Genomic DNA, 15,967 nt, shown 5'->3' with positions numbered 1-15,967 from the left:
AGTCATGCCACTGTGTCAGCCCAGCCGCTTTGCCGCGGTTAACGCCGCCGGATTGGTTAAATTTCCGCGCGGTGTGGTTACTGAGCCGTGCCGCCGTCCTCACCAGAGCCACCGCCCTGATCCATGTTGTGCTTCCAGCGCCTGCCCGGCCCGCCGGGTCCGCCCGGCCCGCGCATGTCGTCGCGGCTCAGCGCCCCGTCGCCATTCCGGTCGCGGTCGGCAACGATCTGGGCGAGGGGGGCTTCATATTCCTGCAGCGTCACCTGCGCGTTGCCATCCGTGTCGAAGAACTGGAACTCGCGCACCATGCGTTCCTGATTGGCCTTCATCCACAGGTTCTTGAACTCGTCCAGGGACAGTGAACCGTCCTTGTTTGTGTCGAATTCGGCCAGCCAGTCCGCCCGGTTCTTGGTGATTTCGTCCTGGGTGATCTTGCCGTCATGGTTTGTATCATAACGCTCCAGCAGAGCGCGAAGGCCCATGCCGCCGTGCATCATGCCGAAGTGGCGGCCCCAGCCGCCGCCCATGCCGCCCATTCCGGCCTGGGCGAGACCCCCAGCCACCAGAACCGCCGCAAGGCCCGCGCCAATCGTCACAATCCATTTCCGTTGCATCGTCGTCTCCTCTTGAGATGCCGCTCCGGTTCTCAAGACGGGCAACTCCAGCCATTCCGTCGCCGCGAAAAGTTAAGATTGCGGCGGTTCGCCCTTGTCCATTGACACGAGTTCGCGGAGAAGGCTGCCCAGCGTTTCCCTGGCCTTGGGCTCCTGCGGGAATGGGCGGCAGACATCGCGCGCCGCAATGCCGATGCGGGCCGTCATGATGCCGTTCACCGCGCCTTCGCCGAACCGCGCAGAGAGCCGTCCCAGCACGCCCTTGCCGACAACGTGCTGCAGGAGATTGTCCGACAGCGCGAGGCCGCCCGTCACCGCGAGGTGGCCCAACACCATGCGGGCGAGGCGGAAAGTCGAGAGCGTTGAAGGCCTGCCGCCATAGAGGGTGGCGATTTCGCGCATCATGCGCAGGTTCTGCGAGGCGACGATCAACATGTCGAGCGCCGCCGTGGGCGTCACGGTGGTGATGAGAGTGACGCGCCGCGCCGTGCGGGCGATCAGGCGGTGCGCTTCCTCATCGCGCGGCGTCACCAGATAGCGCTCCGCCAGGCGGATGCGGTCACGCGCATCCATCACATCGCCGTCATGCTGTTTCAGCGATTGCAGGCCCCACAGGCTATCGGCACGGCTGCCCAGCACGGCGGAAAGGTTGGCGATGGCGCGCGTGGCGGAGGCCGGGTCGTCGTGGTTCAAGGCCTTCGCGGCATCGTCCTGAATGTGCTCGATGCGGGCGAGGCGGGCAAGCGACCAGATTTCACGCACAATGATGGCGGCCAGCGCGAACGCGGCCAGTCCCGCCGCCACGGCGGCAAGCCAGCCGAGTGTTTCGGAATGCGCGAAGGACTGCTCGATCAACTGCGTGATGGACAACCCCGCCCAGAGCGCGGCGAGGCTGGCGAGCGAGCCTGCGAGCAGCGCCCCCCAATGCCAGCCGCGTCTGCGGCGCGGCAACGCAGGCGGCAGCACCAGAAGCTCGCCCTGCGAATCCTCCGGCGGAAATTCGATATCGGTGATGGCGCGCGGCTTGCGGCGCGTTGGCGGCTTGGCCTCTTCCTCTTCCGCAATCACGAAGGCTTTGGGGCTGCGGCTGTGGTCGCTCATGCCAGGCGGTCTCCGATCAGGAATTCGGCGGCGCGGTCCATGCGGATATGGGGGAAGGTTTCAAGCCGTTTGAGCGGCGGCCGGAAGCGCACGAATTTCAAATGGCCTTCAAGGCTGCCATCCAGCGCGGCACGGGGATTTTCGGGCAGGTCACCTGGAAAGATCGCGGCTTCGGTGTTGCCGTCAAAAACCTGATTGCCGATGGCTTCGCCCTTCTCCGGTGTTCCGGCGATGCAATCCAGCGTCTCGCCCTTCTGGGTCACGCGAGCCTCGCGCGTGGCGCGGATGGCGGCCAGCGCCACCACGTCAATCACAGCGCCCGAATATTCCGCCCGGTTTGCCGCATCATTCACGATAAGGCGCAGGATGTTTTCCAGCCGGTCATGGCTTGTCTGGTGCAGCAGGTCTGCTTTTGTCGCCGCAAAGAGAATGCGATCGATGCGGCGGCCGAACAGCGAAGAAACGATGGAGTTCGATCCTTGCCGGAAACAGGCGAGGATTCCCGCCAGCGCCGTTTGAAGATCGCTCACCGCTGCCGCCCCGGCATTGAGCGCGGAGAGTGCATCGACCAGCACGATCTGCCTATCGAGCCTGGCGAAGTGGCCAAAGAAAAACGGCTTCACGATGCGCGCGACATAGGAGTCATAGCGCCGCTCCATCAGTGCACCGAGAGAACCCGAGGAAAATACCGCGTCCTCGTTCACATCCAGCGGCGCGAAGGCGAGGAGAGGGGAACCAGCAAAATCGCCGGGCATCAGGAAGCGCCCCGGCGGCAGGGCGGAAAGCGAGGCATCATCATCGCGGCAGCTTGCGAGATAGGCGGTGAAAAGCTGCGCCGCGCGGATGGCTTTCGTTTCATCCGCGCTGGCCATGGCGTCCAGCGTAGCGAGATGGGCGTGCCAGTCCCCGGCGCGGGAAAGGCGGGGCCCCGAGCGGCTGGCGGCGATGGTGAGCGCCGACCAGCGGGCGTAGCTCATGCCCATCAGCGGCAGGTCCAGAAGCCATTCACCGGGATAATCCACGATGTCGAGATGCAGCTTGCCGCTGCCGACGGTGCGCGCCACCAGCCCGCGCGGCTCATATTCAATGGTGAGCCTGAGCTGGCTGATTTGCCGCGTGCCTTCCGGCCAATGACGGGTTTCGCCCTGCGAGAGGGCTTCCAGATGATCCTCATAGGGAAATCGCGGCAAGCCATCATCGGGTTGCGGCTCGAGATAGACGCGGGAAATGCGCCCGCCCGCATAGGCTTCAAAAGCTGGAAACCTGCCGCCTTTCAGCAAGGCCTGGATCAGCGAAGTGATGAACACCGTCTTTCCCGCCCGCGAGAGGCCGGTGACGCCAAGACGAAGCGAGGGGTGCGCAAGGCCCACCGCAAAATCCTTGAGGCCTCCTGCCGCCAGCCGCCCGCCATCGATGAGATCGGAAAATTTCACAGCGAATGCCAGCCTCCGCGCGCGCGCCCCGCAATCTGGGGGCGAAGTGTGGCAAACACAAGCTGTCAGTCTTCCTCGCCGTCAAGAATATCCCGTGGCCGGACAAAGGCTTCCAGCACCCCAGTGTGGTCGATCACGTGCTCCCATGAGGACAAGGTGAAGGTGATGACGGCGAGGGCGGCGGTTGGGTATTTCTTTTCGATCCGCTGGCGGAGCTTCTCATCGCCCCTGTCGATCAGCCGCTGCGCCAATTCCTCAAGTGAAGGATTGTGGCCGACCAGCAGGAGCCGCCTAGCCTTGCGCCCGTTGCGCTGGATGAGGGTGAGAAGGGCGGAACCATCGCCGAAATCATAGGCGGCGTTTTCGATGCTGCATTCTGGCGGTTTGGTAAACGCGCTCTGAGCTGTTGCCCATGTCTCCCTGGCCCTGCGGGCGGGCGAACACAGAACGGCATCCGGAACCCATCCTTGCGCCTGCATATGTTCACCCATCGCCTTCGCGGCGCGCTTTCCACGCCCATTCAGCGGACGTTCGAGATCGGTCAACCCCTTTTCCGACCAGCTCGATTTGGCGTGGCGGAGCAGCATGAGTGTGAGCATCGTGAATCATCCAATAGCGTGGCGTTTCAAAGCCATGGCCGCATGACGGATGCATGACAGCTCATGGATTCCCTTCAATTTTAGAGGATTTTGAAAAGGTCTGGAAATCGCCTTCATCTATAAAACTTTCCAAACATTTGCAGGAAATGGTCATGCGCTTCAGCCTTCGGGGCTTTCGGGCCGCCCGCTATCTTTCGAATACGGCAGGCAACATGGGCGTGATATTCGCGCTGTCCGTTTTGCCGGTGCTTGTCGCCTCGGGAAGCGCCATCGATTATGTTCGCGCTTCACGCGCGCAGACGCAGTTACAAGCGGCTGTCGACGCCGCGGCGCTCGCGGTGGCCACGGCGATGTCAACCACCAACTCGACCAATGCCCAACTCAGGACGATTGGTCTCAACTATTTCCACGACAATCTCCGCGATGCCGCCCTGGCTGATCTCCAGCCTGTCTTCAGTATTGGCAAGGCGTCGCTCAGCGGCTCGGTGGAGTATGACTATCCCACCTCTTTCATGGCGCTGGTCGGCATCAACTCCATGCACATCGGCGCGAGCGCGCAGGTGGAAGGCGGCAAGGGCAGCAACGCCGAGGTGGCGCTTGTTCTTGACTATTCCCTTTCGATGGTCACCAACAACAAATACATCCGCATGCGCGATGCCGTCACGAAAATGATCGACGATCTCGACGCCAACGCCAAGTCCAGCGACGGCGGCGGCACACTGAAAGTCGGGCTGGCGCCATTTTCCGCCATGGTCCGCACGACGATGCCAGCGTCCTATGTCACCCAGGCTGCCGCCGGACCGACCTGGACGGGGTGTACCCAGGACCGCAAGAACCCGTGGAATGTAGGCGTCGCAACCCCTGACGGCAGCAATGATTCGAAGTGGGGCTTCATTGACAGCGGGAACGGCAAAGAGAACGCCGCCCCCAGATACGACTGCGCCAAATATAGCACCAACAAGCTGGATGTTGTCCCGCTTACGGACGATCTCGATGGCTTAAAGTCCGCCATTGCGGCGATGTATCCTGTTGGGAACACCAACATTCCGCTGGGTTTCGAGTTCGGGTGGAACCTGCTTGATCCAGCCGCGCCTTATACGGAAGGCGCTCCCTATACCGACGCAGATACGAAAAAATTCATCGTGCTTTTGACCGACGGTGCTCAGACGTCAGGCGAGTTCGACGTGGATGGAAACCGCAGCAAATATATTGGAAACGACAACCTCAAAACACTTTGCAAGGCGGCAGCGGCAAAAAACATCACCATTTTCACGATTGCCTATGACATCACCGATCCCGCCATTACCACTCTCTTGAAAGCTTGTGCGCCCGCAAATTATTTCGAGGCGAGCGTGAGTGGTGGCGAAATCGACGCCGTGTTCACCGCGATCACCACCCGTATCAAGAAGTCGACGCTGCGCATCTCGCGCTGATCACCGGCCGATATCCGCGAGGTCGAACGGCGTCGTCTGGTAGACCTGGTTGATCCAGTTGCCGAACAGCAGATGCGCGTGGCTGCGCCATCGGTTCTCGGGCGGCGCCTTGGGATTGTTGCCGGGGAAATAATTGGCCGGCATGGCAATGGGTTTTCCCGCCGAGACGTCGCGCGTGTATTCCTCGCCGAGCGAGCTCGTCTCGTATTCGATGTGGTTGAACATGTAGAGCGCGCGGTGCTTTTCGTCGTCGATCATGCACAGGCCCGCCTCATCGGATTCCATGAGGACTTCAAGACCCTTTCCCGATGGAAGATCGGCGCGGCGGTTTTCCGTCCAGCGTGAAACGGGAATTGAGAAATCATCGGAGAAGCCGCGGAGATAGGGCGAGGCGGGGCTCAGGTTCCGGTGCGTGTAGACACCGAAGGCCTTGTTCGGCAGCGCGTGCTTGGGAACGCCGTGGAAATGATAAAGCGCCGCCTGCGCTCCCCAGCAGATGTTCATCGACGAATGCACGTTGGTCTGCGTCCAGTCGAAGATGCGGGAAAGCTCCTGCCAGTAGGTGACCTTCTCGAAATCGAGCAGTTCCACCGGCGCGCCAGTGACGATGAAGCCATCGAACTTCTGCGCTGCCACGTCTTCCCAGTTTTCATAGAAGGCGAGCATGTGTTCGGCGGAGGTGTTCTTCGGCGTGTGGCTGGTGATCTTCACCAGCGTCAGCTCCACCTGCAGCGGGGTTGCGCCCAGAAGCCGGGCAAATTGCGTTTCCGTCCTGATCTTGTTCGGCATCAGGTTGAGAAGGCCGATGCGCAGGGGGCGGATGTCCTGGCGGAGGGCTGTGTCCTCGGTCATCACCATCACGCCTTCTTTTTCAAGCGTGCGGCGGGCGGGCAGATCGTTGGGGATACGGATGGGCATGAAACTGTCTACTGTTCGATGGTGCGGGCGAGGAGGCTTACGAAATTGGCCTCGGTGGCAATCGAGGGAATGTCCCGCATTCGGACGGTATAGCCGTAGGTCTTGGCAATCTTTTCATAAAGCGGAATGCGATGCAGCAGAAGCTGCTCGAAGCCCCAGACGGCAAAGCCATCGGGATCGACGTCATCATCGGCGGCGATGCCGTTCAGCTTTTTATACTCAGCCCATTTCGCATCGAGAAAGGCGGGCTGATAATACATGGGCTTGGGGTTCTTGCGGAACCTGTCCACCAGCATCTTCGTGTGCTCGGGCGTGCCTTCGATGTAGAGCATGAGCGTGTTGGCGACGAGAGTCTTCAGTACCTCGTCATTGGGATCATCGGGGTTCACCACCTCGCAGAGGCTGCCTCCGGAATCGCAGACGAAATGCGTGTACTGATAAATCTCATGCGCCCGGCCAATGAATTCCGGCACGTCCATCAGCGCGTGAATCTCCGCCTCGCGGTGCTGGTTCTGGCGGCGCTTGTATTCGGCGAAGGAAATGCCGCCCCTGGCCGGATTGCCGGGCTTGCCGAGATAGGTGGAAAGCGGGCTCAGATTCTCGAAGGTGATGTTCGAGCAGATATAGATTGAATCCGACAGCAGCAGGTCGCGCAGGAAGGGAACGTTCATCGCCTCGCGCTTGAAATTATCGACGATATGCTCGCCCATGTAGCGCGTGCCGATGCGGTAATCGACGGAATACTGGAACCAGCCGGAATGATAGAGCAGCTTGGCCAGCGTGGTCTTGCCCACGCCGGACATGCCGAATATGGTCACGGCCTTCGAGGGCCAGTCACGGAATTCTTTGCCTGATGAGAAGCGCATGGCGCTCCTTAGCGCGGCGGCGGGGGCGACGGCAACTGGGCCTCTTTTCGCCGGAGTGATGATGCCGTCCGCCCATGACAAGACCTGGTATGAAGCAACCGCGGATCGCGGGCCTGTAAGGCCGGCACTTTCGGGCACTGAGGAGGCCGAGGCTTGCGTGATCGGCGGCGGCCTCGCGGGCCTCACCGCGGCGCTGGAACTGGCGCGGCGCGGCAAGAAAGTTATCCTTCTGGAGTCGCAGCGGGTGGCCTGGGCGGCGTCGGGGCGCAATGGCGGCTTCGTGTCAAACGGCTTTGCCGAGGGGTTGGATGAAATCACAAAGAAGGTGGGGCTGGAGGCGGCGCGGCATCTCTATCGCCTCTCCTGCTTCGGCACGGAATTCGTGCGGCGCGAAATTGCCGAAACCGACCCCACGATCAAGATGGGCGAGGGATGGATCGGCGCGCGGCGCTTCAACGATGCCGATGGCCTCAAGGCCTATCGCGATCATCTGGCCCGCGACTTTGGCGAAGAGCGGCAGTTCTGGACGACGGAAGAGACGCGCGCGAAGCTCGCCAGCACGCGCTATTATCAAAGTCTCGTCGACGCTACCGCCTTTCACATGCATCCGCTTCGTTATGCGTTGATGATCGCCGCGAAGGCGGAAAAGTCCGGCGCGGTGCTGCATGAGGAGGCCCCTGCCGTCAGCGTTGCTGGCGGCAAGGGAAGGTGGGAGGTGCGCACGGCCAAAGGCGCGGTGCGAACGCCCCATGTGATCTATACCGTCTCATCACTTGACCGCGCGCTTCATCCCGTAACGGCGCGCGCGGTGCTGCCGGTGGCCACCTATGTCGCCGTCACCGAACCGCTGCAGCAAGAACTCGATCCGTACACGGAGCGCCGCGTCGGACCAGCGGCGGGCCGGAAATTATTATCGGCTTGTGGACGAAGGCCGCATCCTGTGGGGCGGGGCCATCACCACGCGCGTGTCGGAGCCTTCGCGCCTCGCCGAACGCATGAAGCGCGACATGCTCTCGGTCTATCCCCGGCTCGGAAACCCCCGCATCGATTATGCCTGGGCGGGCCTCATGGGCTATGCGCGGCACTTCATGCCGCTGATCGGCGGCGACGGGCAGGGGCAATGGTGGGCCACGGCCTTCGGCGGCCATGGCATGAACACAACCGCCATGGGCGGCCTTCTTCTGGCGCGCGCCATTGCGGCGGGCGATGACGAATACCGGCGGTTTGAACCTTATGCGCCGGTGTGGGCGGGCGGGCCGTTCGGCCGCGTTGGCGTTCAGGCCGGCTATTGGTGGATGCAGGCGCGCGACCTGATCGATGAAACGAAATCACGGAGGGCGGCATGACGCCGGACAAACTCGACACGGTGGCGGTGATTGGCAATGGCATCATCGGCCATGGCATCGCGCAGATTTTCGCCAGCGCGGGAAAGCGCGTCATCATGGTGGGCCGCAATGAGGCGTCGCTTGCCGCGGCGATGGAGAAGATCAGGGCCAGCCTCGGCGATTTTGCGCAACATGGGCTGGTGAAGGAGGCTGATATTCCCACTATCGCCGCCCGCATCACGCCGACCACGCGGCTCGAAGATGCAGCGCCCGCGCAACTGGTGATCGAGGCTGTGACTGAGGATCTGGCGCTCAAGCATGAGCTGTTCGGGAAGCTCGATGCCATCTGCCCGCCGCCTGCGGTGCTGGGCTCGTCCAGCGGCCAGCCGGCAAGCGTGCTGGTGCAGAACGTGAAGCACCGCGCGCGGGTGATCGCCACGCATTTCTGGTATCCGCCGCAGCTCATTCCGCTGGTAGAAGTATGTGCCGGGCCGGAAACCTCGCCCGATGTTACGCGCTGGGTGTGCGATCAGTTGAAAGCGGCGGGGAAAGCGCCAGCGGTGATCGACCGCGAAATTCCGGGCTTCATCGGCAACCGCCTGCAATTCGCCATGCTGCGCGAGGCGTGGGCGCTCTGGGCTTCAGGCGCCGCCAGCGCCGAGGCCATCGACACGGTGGTGAAGAACAGCTTCGGCCGCCGGGTGGGCATCACCGGCCCACTCGAGTCAGCGGACGCCGGTGGCCTCTTCACCATGTATCACTTCGGCGCCTCGCTGATGCCGCATCTTGATCGCGAGCCGCTGCCTTCACCGGCCATCAGGACAATGGTGGAGGAGGGGGCCAATGGCCTCGCCAGCGGGCGTGGCGTCTATGACTGGTCGAAACGCGACGGCAAGGCACTGATCGCCGAACGCATGGACGAATTGTTCCGCTGGCTGAAGGCCGACAGGGCGAAAGGTGAGATGTGATGGCGTTCGGCAGTTCCATTCTTTCACCAGATTGCTCCTTCGATCCCTTCTGGTGGCGCGCCGCGCCGCATGAGACATCGTCTTCGGTTCAGGCTCCGCCGAAGAGCGATGTGGCGATCGTCGGTTCCGGCATCACCGGACTGGTGGCGGCGATCGAATTGGCGCGGGCCGGGCGCAGCGTCACGGTGTTTGACGCGCAGGAGCCGGGGCACGGTGCTTCGACGCGCAATGCCGGATATGTGGGCCGCACGCTGAAGCACGGCTTCGGTGAATTGATCGACAGCCACGGGCTGGATTTTGCCAAGGCCATCTACAGCGAATTGATGGAGGCCTTTCTCGCGGTGAAGGACACGGTGGCGCGCGAGAACATCCAATGTGATTTCCGCCAGCAGGGCCGCTTTCTCATGGCCACCGGCCCCGCCATGTATGAGGCGATGGCGCGCGAGTTTTCATTGCGTGAAAAACATCTGGGCGAACCCTTCGCCACGGTGAGCCGCGCTGAACAGAAGAACGAAATTGCCACGGCGCATTATTTCGGCGGCGTGCGGATTGACGATCATGCGGGGCTGCATCCCGGCCTCTATCACAAGGGGCTGCTCGATGCGGCGCGCGCGGCAGGCGTCACCATCGCGGGCTTCACGCCGGTGAGCCGCGTGGGGAAGACGGAAAACGGATTTGCGCTTCTCACCCCCAAGGGAAAAGCCGAGGCGCGCGACCTGATCTTCGCCACCAATGGCTATTCCGGCGATGCGCTGCCGTGGCTGAAGCGCCGGGTCATGCCCTTCGATGCCTACCAGACGGTATCAGCCCCCATGGATGCGGCGCGGCTCAGATCATTGCTGCCGGGTGACCGCACCTTCATCGACTGGAACTTCAACGTCGACTGGATGCGGATCGCGCCGACGGACCCCACGCGGCTGATCTTCGGCGGGCTGACGGGGGCCAGGAATGCCGATCTCCGCATCATGGCGGAGCGGCTGCATGCGCGCATCCTCCGCATCTTTCCGGAATTGTCCGATCTCCGCTTCGACAATGTGTGGACGGGCAAATGCGGCGGCACCTTCGATCTTTATCCGCATATCGGCCAGCATGAGGGGCTGCATTATGCGGTGGGCTATTGCTTCGCCGGGGTGCCGATGGGCACGCTGTTCGGCCGCAAGCTGGCGCGCCGCATCCTCGGGCAACCCGGCGGCGAGAGCGCCTTCGACCGGCCCATGCCCTCCACGCCGCTCTACTGGGGCAACCCGTGGTTCGTGCCCTACGCCATTAACTGGATGAGCCGGAAGGACAGGTAGGCGTTGTCAATGCCCGCCACCATCATGTCCTCCACCATCATGCCCGCCGCCGAAATGGCCGGATGAGAAGTTTCCGCTACTTGCCCCATCGCGAACGGGCGGGTCATCGCCATGAGGATCTGGCGGGCTCCTGAATATCCGATGGACGACATAGGATGCCACTGCGGAAGCCAAAATCAGAACGGCGAATCTGGCGGCGAGACTCATGGATTACCTCTGCCTTATTCCCGCAGGATATTTGCCGGGTGTTCACAGTTCCCTGCTAGCAGTCGGAAAATTCAATCCGAATCAAGCCGCTAGCGGCTGTTCATAAGCCCTGGCAGCGGCTTTGATGGGCTATTGCGGCAGTGCATCAGCGCCGCTATAAGCCCGCGCCACGAGAGAGGGTGAATTGAGAGTTCGAGATGGCTGTTGAAGTCGACGAAGACTACAAACCCCAAGACGACGAGCCGTTCATGAATGAGCGGCAGCGGGTTTATTTCCGTGCCAAGCTTTTGGCCTGGAAGGATGACATTCTCAAGGAAAGCAAGGAAACCATCCTGCACCTGCAGGATGAGAACCACGTGCTTCCCGATCTGGCCGACCGGGCTTCCTCCGAAACCGACCGGTCGCTGGAACTGCGCACCCGCGACCGCCAGCGCAAGCTGATCTCCAAGATCGAGGCGGCGCTGAAGCGGCTGGATGACGGGTCCTATGGCTATTGCGAGGAAACCGGCGATCCCATCAGCCTGAAGCGGCTGGATGCCCGCCCCATCGCCACGCTGTCCATCGAGGCGCAGGAACGCCACGAACGGCGCGAAAGAGTCTACCGGGACGATTGATCTCCGCGCCAAGGCTCCCTACATGCTCCCGGAGGTTTAACATAAAGCGGGAGCGGGGATGTTCGAGTGGCTGTTTACGGTGGAAGGCTGGCTGAGCCTTGCCACGCTGACATTGCTTGAAATCGTCCTCGGCATCGACAACCTCGTCTTTCTCTCGATCGTCACCCAGAAGCTGCCTGCGAAGCAGCGGCCTCTTGCGCAGCGGATCGGCCTCGGCGGCGCGCTGGTGCTGCGCATCCTCATGCTGTCCATGCTGGTTTGGCTTACCAAGCTGACCACGCCGGTGTTCAGCGCCATGGGCCTCGATTTTTCGTGGCGCGATATCATCCTCATCCTCGGCGGCGTCTTCCTGCTCTACAAAGGCACGATGGAAATCCACAATGAGGTGGAGGGCGCCCATGACGGCCCGCGCGCAAGCAAGGCCGCGAGTTTCTTCGGCGTGATCGTCATGGTGATGGTGATCGATTTCGTGTTCGCGCTCGAACTCGATCATCACCGCCGTCGGCATGACCACGCATCTTCCGGTGATGATCGCCGCCAATGTGGTGGCCATCGTGCTGATGATGGTTGCGGCACAGCCGATCAGCAAATTCATCGACGCGCATCCCACGGTAAAGATGCTGGCGCTGGCCTTCATCATCCTCATCGGCGTGGCGCTGGTGGCCGATGGTTTCCACCAGCACATTCCGCGCGAATATATCTATTTTGCCATCGCCTTCTCGGTGGGCGTGGAGGCGCTGAACATGGTGACGCGCACCAGAAGGCTGAAGCGGCACCCCCCGGAACTCAGCGGCAAAGACTGAGTCTCATCAAACGGATAGGGTGCGCTGTTCAAGCGCTTCCTCAAGCAGCTTGTGCGAGCTGGCGGTGAGGATGTTGCCGCCCTTCACTGGGTCCTTGCCGGTCCACTCGCAGGTGGCGCCGCCGGCCCCTGTGATGATCGGCAGCAGCGCTGCGATGTCATAGGCCTGAAGGCCTGCATCCATGGCGATGTCGACATGGCCCGCGGCGAGAAGCGCGAAGAAATAGGAATCGCCGCCATAGCGCGTTAGCGTTGCCTTAGCACGCAGGCGCTGGAAGAAGGCCTGGTCTTCGCCCTTGTAAAGTTCGGGTGCCGTGGTGCCGATGGTGGCGGCGGCAAGGGCGATGCCTTTTCGTGTGGCGAGTTTCTCCGTGTGGCTGCCGCGCCGGTGCCATGCGCCTTCCGGGTTGCCGTAGAACATCTCACCCACGAAGGGCTGGTTCATCAGCCCAAGCACGGGCTTGCCTTCGAAGGTGAGGCCGATGAGCGTGGCCCAGGTGGGCAGGCCGCACACGAAAGCCCGCGTGCCGTCCACGGGATCCAGAATCCAGGTGAAGGGCGAGCGGCCTTCCTTGATGCCATATTCCTCGCCGTGGATGCCATGGTCTGGAAAACGCTTCTCGATCACCGCGCGGATGGCGCGTTCGCCGGATTTGTCGCCTTCCGTCACCGGGTCCCACACCGCCCCGGCCTTCACCTCGATCGCCGCGTTGCGCCGGAACCAGGGAAGGATCGCATCGGCGGAAGCTTCGGCGAGCAGGAACGCGAAGCGGGTGAGGTCTTGCCAGTCTGGTGTCATGGGCGGGCTCTAAAGCGGTTTTTCGGGCGGCTCAAGTGCTGCCATTTCATGTTGCGATGCAAAAATATTGCGCATGCACGGGACGCATAGCGGCATGAGGAGGGCATGGTTGTTTTACGGGGCTCTTGAAAATTACTTGTTTTCCAATGTCTTAGAAAGACCAAGTCAGGCTTGGGCGGGTGAAAAATTTTACCGGACAGACAAAACTGTTCAATTTGCACTTGAAATAGCCATGTTGCGCTGCCAATTAGAGCGCGCACGGCAGCGATGCCGCGCAGCCCTTCCTGGGCGTTTCCTCCCTAGACTTGGGCCGGTCCACCTTGGTGCATCGGCCCTTTTTCTTGCGCGCTATTCAGCCGCCAGCCGCTTGGGCACCAGGCGATTTTCGATCTCGGCCAGCAGTTCGGCGATGACGCCCGTCAACACCGCCTTGAGAGGCCCGAAATTGGCGGTCTTTTCCAACGTCGCTTCATTCAGATAGAGCGCGCGGTTCACCTCGATCTGCAGCGCGTGGCGGCCGCGCAGCGGCGCGCCATGGCTGTGGGTGATGAAGCCGCCCGCATAGGGCTTGTTGCGGGTGACGCGCAGGCCCTTCGCCTGCAGCAGCCCTTCCACCAGTTCCATCAGCTCCTCGCCGCAGGATGAGCCGAAGCGGTCACCCAGCACCACATCCACATGGCGGGGCTGCTGCGGCGGCAAATGGCCCAAGGCGGAGGAGGGCATGGAATGGCAATCGATCAGCAGCACCTCGCCGTTCTTGCGGTAGACCTCATCCACCAGCGCGGTGAGCGTCCGGTGATAGGGGAGATACACGCCGTCGATCCGTGCCTGCGCTTCGGCGAAGCTCAGGCGGCCGCGATAGATTTCCTCGCCCTCCGCCACCACGCGGGGAATGGTGCCAAGGCCGCCCGCCACGCGGGGGCTCGCCGAGTTCACATGGCCCGGCAGGTCGCCCATGAACATGCGGGGATCAAGCTCGTAGGGTTCGCGGTTCAGGTCAATGAAGCTGCGGGGCACATGGGCGCGCAGCATGGGCGCGCCATGATCGAGGCAGGCCATGAACAGTTCATCGACATAGCAATCCTCGGATTTCCGCAGGCACAGCGGCGCCAGGCGTGACTGCTTCAAAAACTGCTCATCGAACATCCGGCCGGAATGGGGGGAATTGAACACCACCGGCGCCGACCACTGGGCCGGGGCGAGAATCTCGAAGGCGCGGTTTTGCGGGCTCGTCATCATGCTCCGGTGGGCGGCGGATCAGGTGCTTCGCCAGTATCATCCATGGGATATCCTGTGTCCAGAGTCCCTCAGCCTTCATATCCTGTTTACGCTCGGCCCCGTAACTGTGCGAATCCTTGCAGCGCCGGGGTTCACAAGCCCCGCAAAACGCGATTATGATCATGCCCACAGCCATGGCCAGAATACTCCTCGCAGAAGATGATGAAGACATGCGGCGCTTTCTCGTGAAGGCGCTGGAGAAGGCTGGCCATCAGGTGACGTCGTTCGGCGAAGGCCTCTCCGCCTTCGAGGAGATCAAGCAGACGGCCTTCGACCTGCTGCTCACCGACATCGTGATGCCCGAGATGGACGGCATCGAGCTGGCCCGCCGCGCGGCGGAACTCGATCCGGCGCTGAAGATCATGTTCATCACCGGCTTTGCCGCCGTGGCGCTGCATCCCGATTCGAAGGCCCCCAAGGATGCGAAAGTGCTGTCCAAGCCCTTCCACCTCCGCGATCTCGTGGCTGAGGTGGACCGCATGATGGCGGCCTGACGCTCAAGGGCATTGAGGGCTTGCGCGCCCCGCCAGCCCCCGCTATAGGGGCGCTCGTCTTGTCAGGTGTGGGCGGTTAGCTCAGCGGTAGAGCACTACCTTGACATGGTAGGGGTCACAGGTTCGATCCCTGTACCGCCCACCATTTTCTTCCTGATTTTTCAGTCGCAGGCTCGTCTCGCTGTAATCCGTTCCGGATACCCGCCCATGATTGCCCATGTTATAGCGCCTTGTGGAAGCCAACATGCGTAGCACCATTGGGCGAGCGGGACAGGCATCGACAAGCAAGATCATTTTTGGCTTGATGATCTTGTTCTGTCCCATCGTCTTCTCAAGTGCCGTATCCCAAGCCCGTGCCAGTGACAGCCTTGTTGTGGCTGATCAGGGTGCCGAGATAAATTTTTGCGGCACTATTCTAGACGAGATGTTCTGGGGGCCTCCGGGCTTTGGTGAAACGCCTGCCGTTGATATCAAGTGGCGCGCGTGGATGCTTGCTCTCGACAAGCCGCTGAAAGTCCAATTTACAAATGCCTATAAAAAGACTGTGGCGGGCGAGTTTGTAAAAATTCAGGTGAGGCCGGATGACCTCTTGGACCGGAAAGCCGCTCAGCTTTTGCATCATCGGGTGCACATCATCGGAAAACTATGGTCGGCGAGCGTCGCAAGTGACGAAACACCGGTCACGCTCTGGCCCCGGCAGATTGATCAGTCATCGCAAGGCTGTGACCGCTAGACATTCGACTGCAACTTATTGGCTGCGAAGGGAAAGTGCGTGACCATACCCGGGCGTTTTGGACTTGTGGTGATCGTGTTACTTGCCTGTGGAGTTCCAGCCTTTGGCGCTTCCATACCGAATGAATGGACCGAGTATATTCAAGATGTGCAAAGTCGTGAAAGTCCGATGTTTGTTTCCCGGTGCAGGCTCGGAAGCAGAGACCTTGCAATTATGGTTTTCTCTTCAGGCAGCAAAGGCGGGCGGTTCTTCGAGTTGCAAACCGATGGACGCGGGCAAGCATTTGTTCTGAATTTTGCTCCTGTCAGCTTTTCTCACGGAAAGCTCGAGCCGCCGCAGATCGCATTTGGCGGGGAATATGTTCTGGGCCATCTTGATCGGGTGGTCCGCTTTTTGGTGAAGTCGGAATTCAGATTGCTCATGCCAGCAGAGATGAAAGCTGGCTTGGACGCTGATGGCGCCGGCCATTGCCCGCCTTGAAAGGCGGC

The 15,967-nt window shown here is 61.5% G+C and carries 17 protein-coding genes, 1 tRNA gene and 3 pseudogenes; 12 read left to right on the top strand and 9 right to left on the bottom strand.

Annotated elements, in window-relative coordinates; translation table 11 throughout:
- Positions 1 to 77: 77 nt before the first annotated feature.
- From QM694_RS08135 to QM694_RS08120, 4 genes are all read right to left on the bottom strand, one after another.
- Positions 78 to 614, bottom strand: a complete 537-nt coding sequence (locus tag QM694_RS08135) for an EF-hand domain-containing protein (RefSeq protein ID WP_415006438.1) — start codon at positions 612 to 614, stop codon at positions 78 to 80.
- Between the two features lie 72 nt (positions 615 to 686).
- A complete protein-coding gene (locus tag QM694_RS08130) occupies positions 687 to 1,715 on the bottom strand; it encodes a YcjF family protein (RefSeq protein WP_415006437.1) in 1,029 nt (342 codons plus the stop codon).
- A complete protein-coding gene (locus QM694_RS08125) occupies positions 1,712 to 3,148 on the bottom strand; it encodes a YcjX family protein (RefSeq protein WP_415006436.1) in 1,437 nt (478 codons plus the stop codon). Before QM694_RS08125 ends, QM694_RS08130 begins: the two co-directional genes overlap by 4 nt.
- Before the next feature lie 65 nt (positions 3,149 to 3,213).
- Positions 3,214 to 3,747 carry a SixA phosphatase family protein gene (locus QM694_RS08120; protein WP_415006435.1) on the bottom strand — a complete coding sequence of 178 codons (534 nt, stop codon included), beginning with the start codon at positions 3,745 to 3,747 and terminating at the stop codon, positions 3,214 to 3,216.
- Positions 3,748 to 3,899: 152 nt separating this feature from the next.
- On the opposite strand from QM694_RS08120, the gene QM694_RS08115 reads away from it, so the two are divergent.
- Positions 3,900 to 5,180: a vWA domain-containing protein gene (locus QM694_RS08115; RefSeq protein WP_415006434.1), complete on the top strand. Its 1,281-nt coding sequence runs from the start codon at positions 3,900 to 3,902 to the stop codon at positions 5,178 to 5,180.
- On the opposite strand, the gene metA is transcribed toward QM694_RS08115, so the two are convergent.
- Positions 5,181 to 6,098: a homoserine O-acetyltransferase MetA gene (metA, locus tag QM694_RS08110; RefSeq protein WP_415006433.1), complete on the bottom strand. Its 918-nt coding sequence runs from the start codon at positions 6,096 to 6,098 to the stop codon at positions 5,181 to 5,183.
- Positions 6,099 to 6,106: 8 nt separating this feature from the next.
- On the bottom strand, positions 6,107 to 6,964 hold the full coding sequence (locus tag QM694_RS08105; RefSeq protein ID WP_415006432.1) for an ATPase: 858 nt from the start codon (positions 6,962 to 6,964) through the stop codon (positions 6,107 to 6,109).
- Between QM694_RS08105 and QM694_RS08100 the strand changes: the two are divergent.
- The 5 genes and pseudogenes from QM694_RS08100 to QM694_RS08080 all read left to right on the top strand — a co-directional run.
- Positions 6,900 to 7,820 (top strand): annotated as a pseudogene (locus tag QM694_RS08100) (NAD(P)/FAD-dependent oxidoreductase); the annotation flags it as partial. The gene QM694_RS08105 and the pseudogene QM694_RS08100 overlap by 65 nt on opposite strands.
- Positions 7,792 to 8,094 (top strand): annotated as a pseudogene (locus QM694_RS08095) (FAD-dependent oxidoreductase); the annotation flags it as partial. The pseudogenes QM694_RS08100 and QM694_RS08095, both read left to right, overlap by 29 nt.
- Before the next feature lie 21 nt (positions 8,095 to 8,115).
- Positions 8,116 to 8,310 (top strand): hypothetical protein, encoded by a 195-nt coding sequence (locus tag QM694_RS08090; RefSeq protein ID WP_415008670.1) that lies wholly within the window; start codon positions 8,116 to 8,118, stop codon positions 8,308 to 8,310.
- Positions 8,307 to 9,257, top strand: a complete 951-nt coding sequence (locus QM694_RS08085) for a 3-hydroxyacyl-CoA dehydrogenase family protein (protein ID WP_415006431.1) — start codon at positions 8,307 to 8,309, stop codon at positions 9,255 to 9,257. Before QM694_RS08090 ends, QM694_RS08085 begins: the two co-directional genes overlap by 4 nt.
- Positions 9,257 to 10,552 carry an NAD(P)/FAD-dependent oxidoreductase gene (locus tag QM694_RS08080; protein WP_415006430.1) on the top strand — a complete coding sequence of 432 codons (1,296 nt, stop codon included), beginning with the start codon at positions 9,257 to 9,259 and terminating at the stop codon, positions 10,550 to 10,552. Before QM694_RS08085 ends, QM694_RS08080 begins: the two co-directional genes overlap by 1 nt.
- Here the strand turns inward: QM694_RS08080 and QM694_RS08075 are convergent.
- Positions 10,516 to 10,665, bottom strand: a complete 150-nt coding sequence (locus QM694_RS08075) for a hypothetical protein (RefSeq protein ID WP_415006429.1) — start codon at positions 10,663 to 10,665, stop codon at positions 10,516 to 10,518. The genes QM694_RS08080 and QM694_RS08075 overlap by 37 nt on opposite strands.
- A 291-nt stretch (positions 10,666 to 10,956) precedes the next feature.
- On the opposite strand from QM694_RS08075, the gene dksA reads away from it, so the two are divergent.
- On the top strand, positions 10,957 to 11,373 hold the full coding sequence (gene dksA, locus QM694_RS08070) for an RNA polymerase-binding protein DksA (protein ID WP_415006428.1): 417 nt from the start codon (positions 10,957 to 10,959) through the stop codon (positions 11,371 to 11,373).
- A gap of 58 nt (positions 11,374 to 11,431) precedes the next feature.
- Positions 11,432 to 12,176: pseudogene (locus QM694_RS08065) on the top strand (TerC family protein).
- Positions 12,177 to 12,182: 6 nt separating this feature from the next.
- Here QM694_RS08065 and hisN read toward each other — a convergent pair.
- Positions 12,183 to 12,974, bottom strand: coding sequence for a histidinol-phosphatase (hisN, locus tag QM694_RS08060; RefSeq protein WP_415006427.1), 792 nt, complete (start codon positions 12,972 to 12,974; stop codon positions 12,183 to 12,185).
- A 348-nt stretch (positions 12,975 to 13,322) separates the two neighbouring features.
- Complete coding sequence (locus tag QM694_RS08055; RefSeq protein ID WP_415006426.1) at positions 13,323 to 14,210, bottom strand: N-formylglutamate amidohydrolase; 888 nt, start codon at positions 14,208 to 14,210, stop codon at positions 13,323 to 13,325.
- A gap of 176 nt (positions 14,211 to 14,386) precedes the next feature.
- On the opposite strand from QM694_RS08055, the gene cpdR reads away from it, so the two are divergent.
- The 4 genes from cpdR (at position 14,387) to QM694_RS08035 (ending at position 15,959) form a co-directional block, all read left to right on the top strand.
- Positions 14,387 to 14,746: a cell cycle two-component system response regulator CpdR gene (gene cpdR / locus QM694_RS08050; protein WP_415008592.1), complete on the top strand. Its 360-nt coding sequence runs from the start codon at positions 14,387 to 14,389 to the stop codon at positions 14,744 to 14,746.
- Positions 14,747 to 14,816: 70 nt separating this feature from the next.
- A tRNA-Val gene (locus QM694_RS08045) sits at positions 14,817 to 14,891 on the top strand.
- A 99-nt stretch (positions 14,892 to 14,990) separates the two neighbouring features.
- On the top strand, positions 14,991 to 15,479 hold the full coding sequence (locus QM694_RS08040) for a hypothetical protein (RefSeq protein ID WP_415006425.1): 489 nt from the start codon (positions 14,991 to 14,993) through the stop codon (positions 15,477 to 15,479).
- A gap of 39 nt (positions 15,480 to 15,518) precedes the next feature.
- On the top strand, positions 15,519 to 15,959 hold the full coding sequence (locus QM694_RS08035; RefSeq protein ID WP_415006424.1) for a hypothetical protein: 441 nt from the start codon (positions 15,519 to 15,521) through the stop codon (positions 15,957 to 15,959).
- The last annotated feature ends 8 nt before the right edge of the window (positions 15,960 to 15,967 follow it).

This window comes from Aestuariivirga sp. (assembly GCF_047602625.1).
In the GTDB taxonomy this organism is placed as follows: domain Bacteria; phylum Pseudomonadota; class Alphaproteobacteria; order Rhizobiales; family Aestuariivirgaceae; genus Aestuariivirga.
This window is presented reverse-complemented; position numbering and strand designations above follow the sequence as displayed.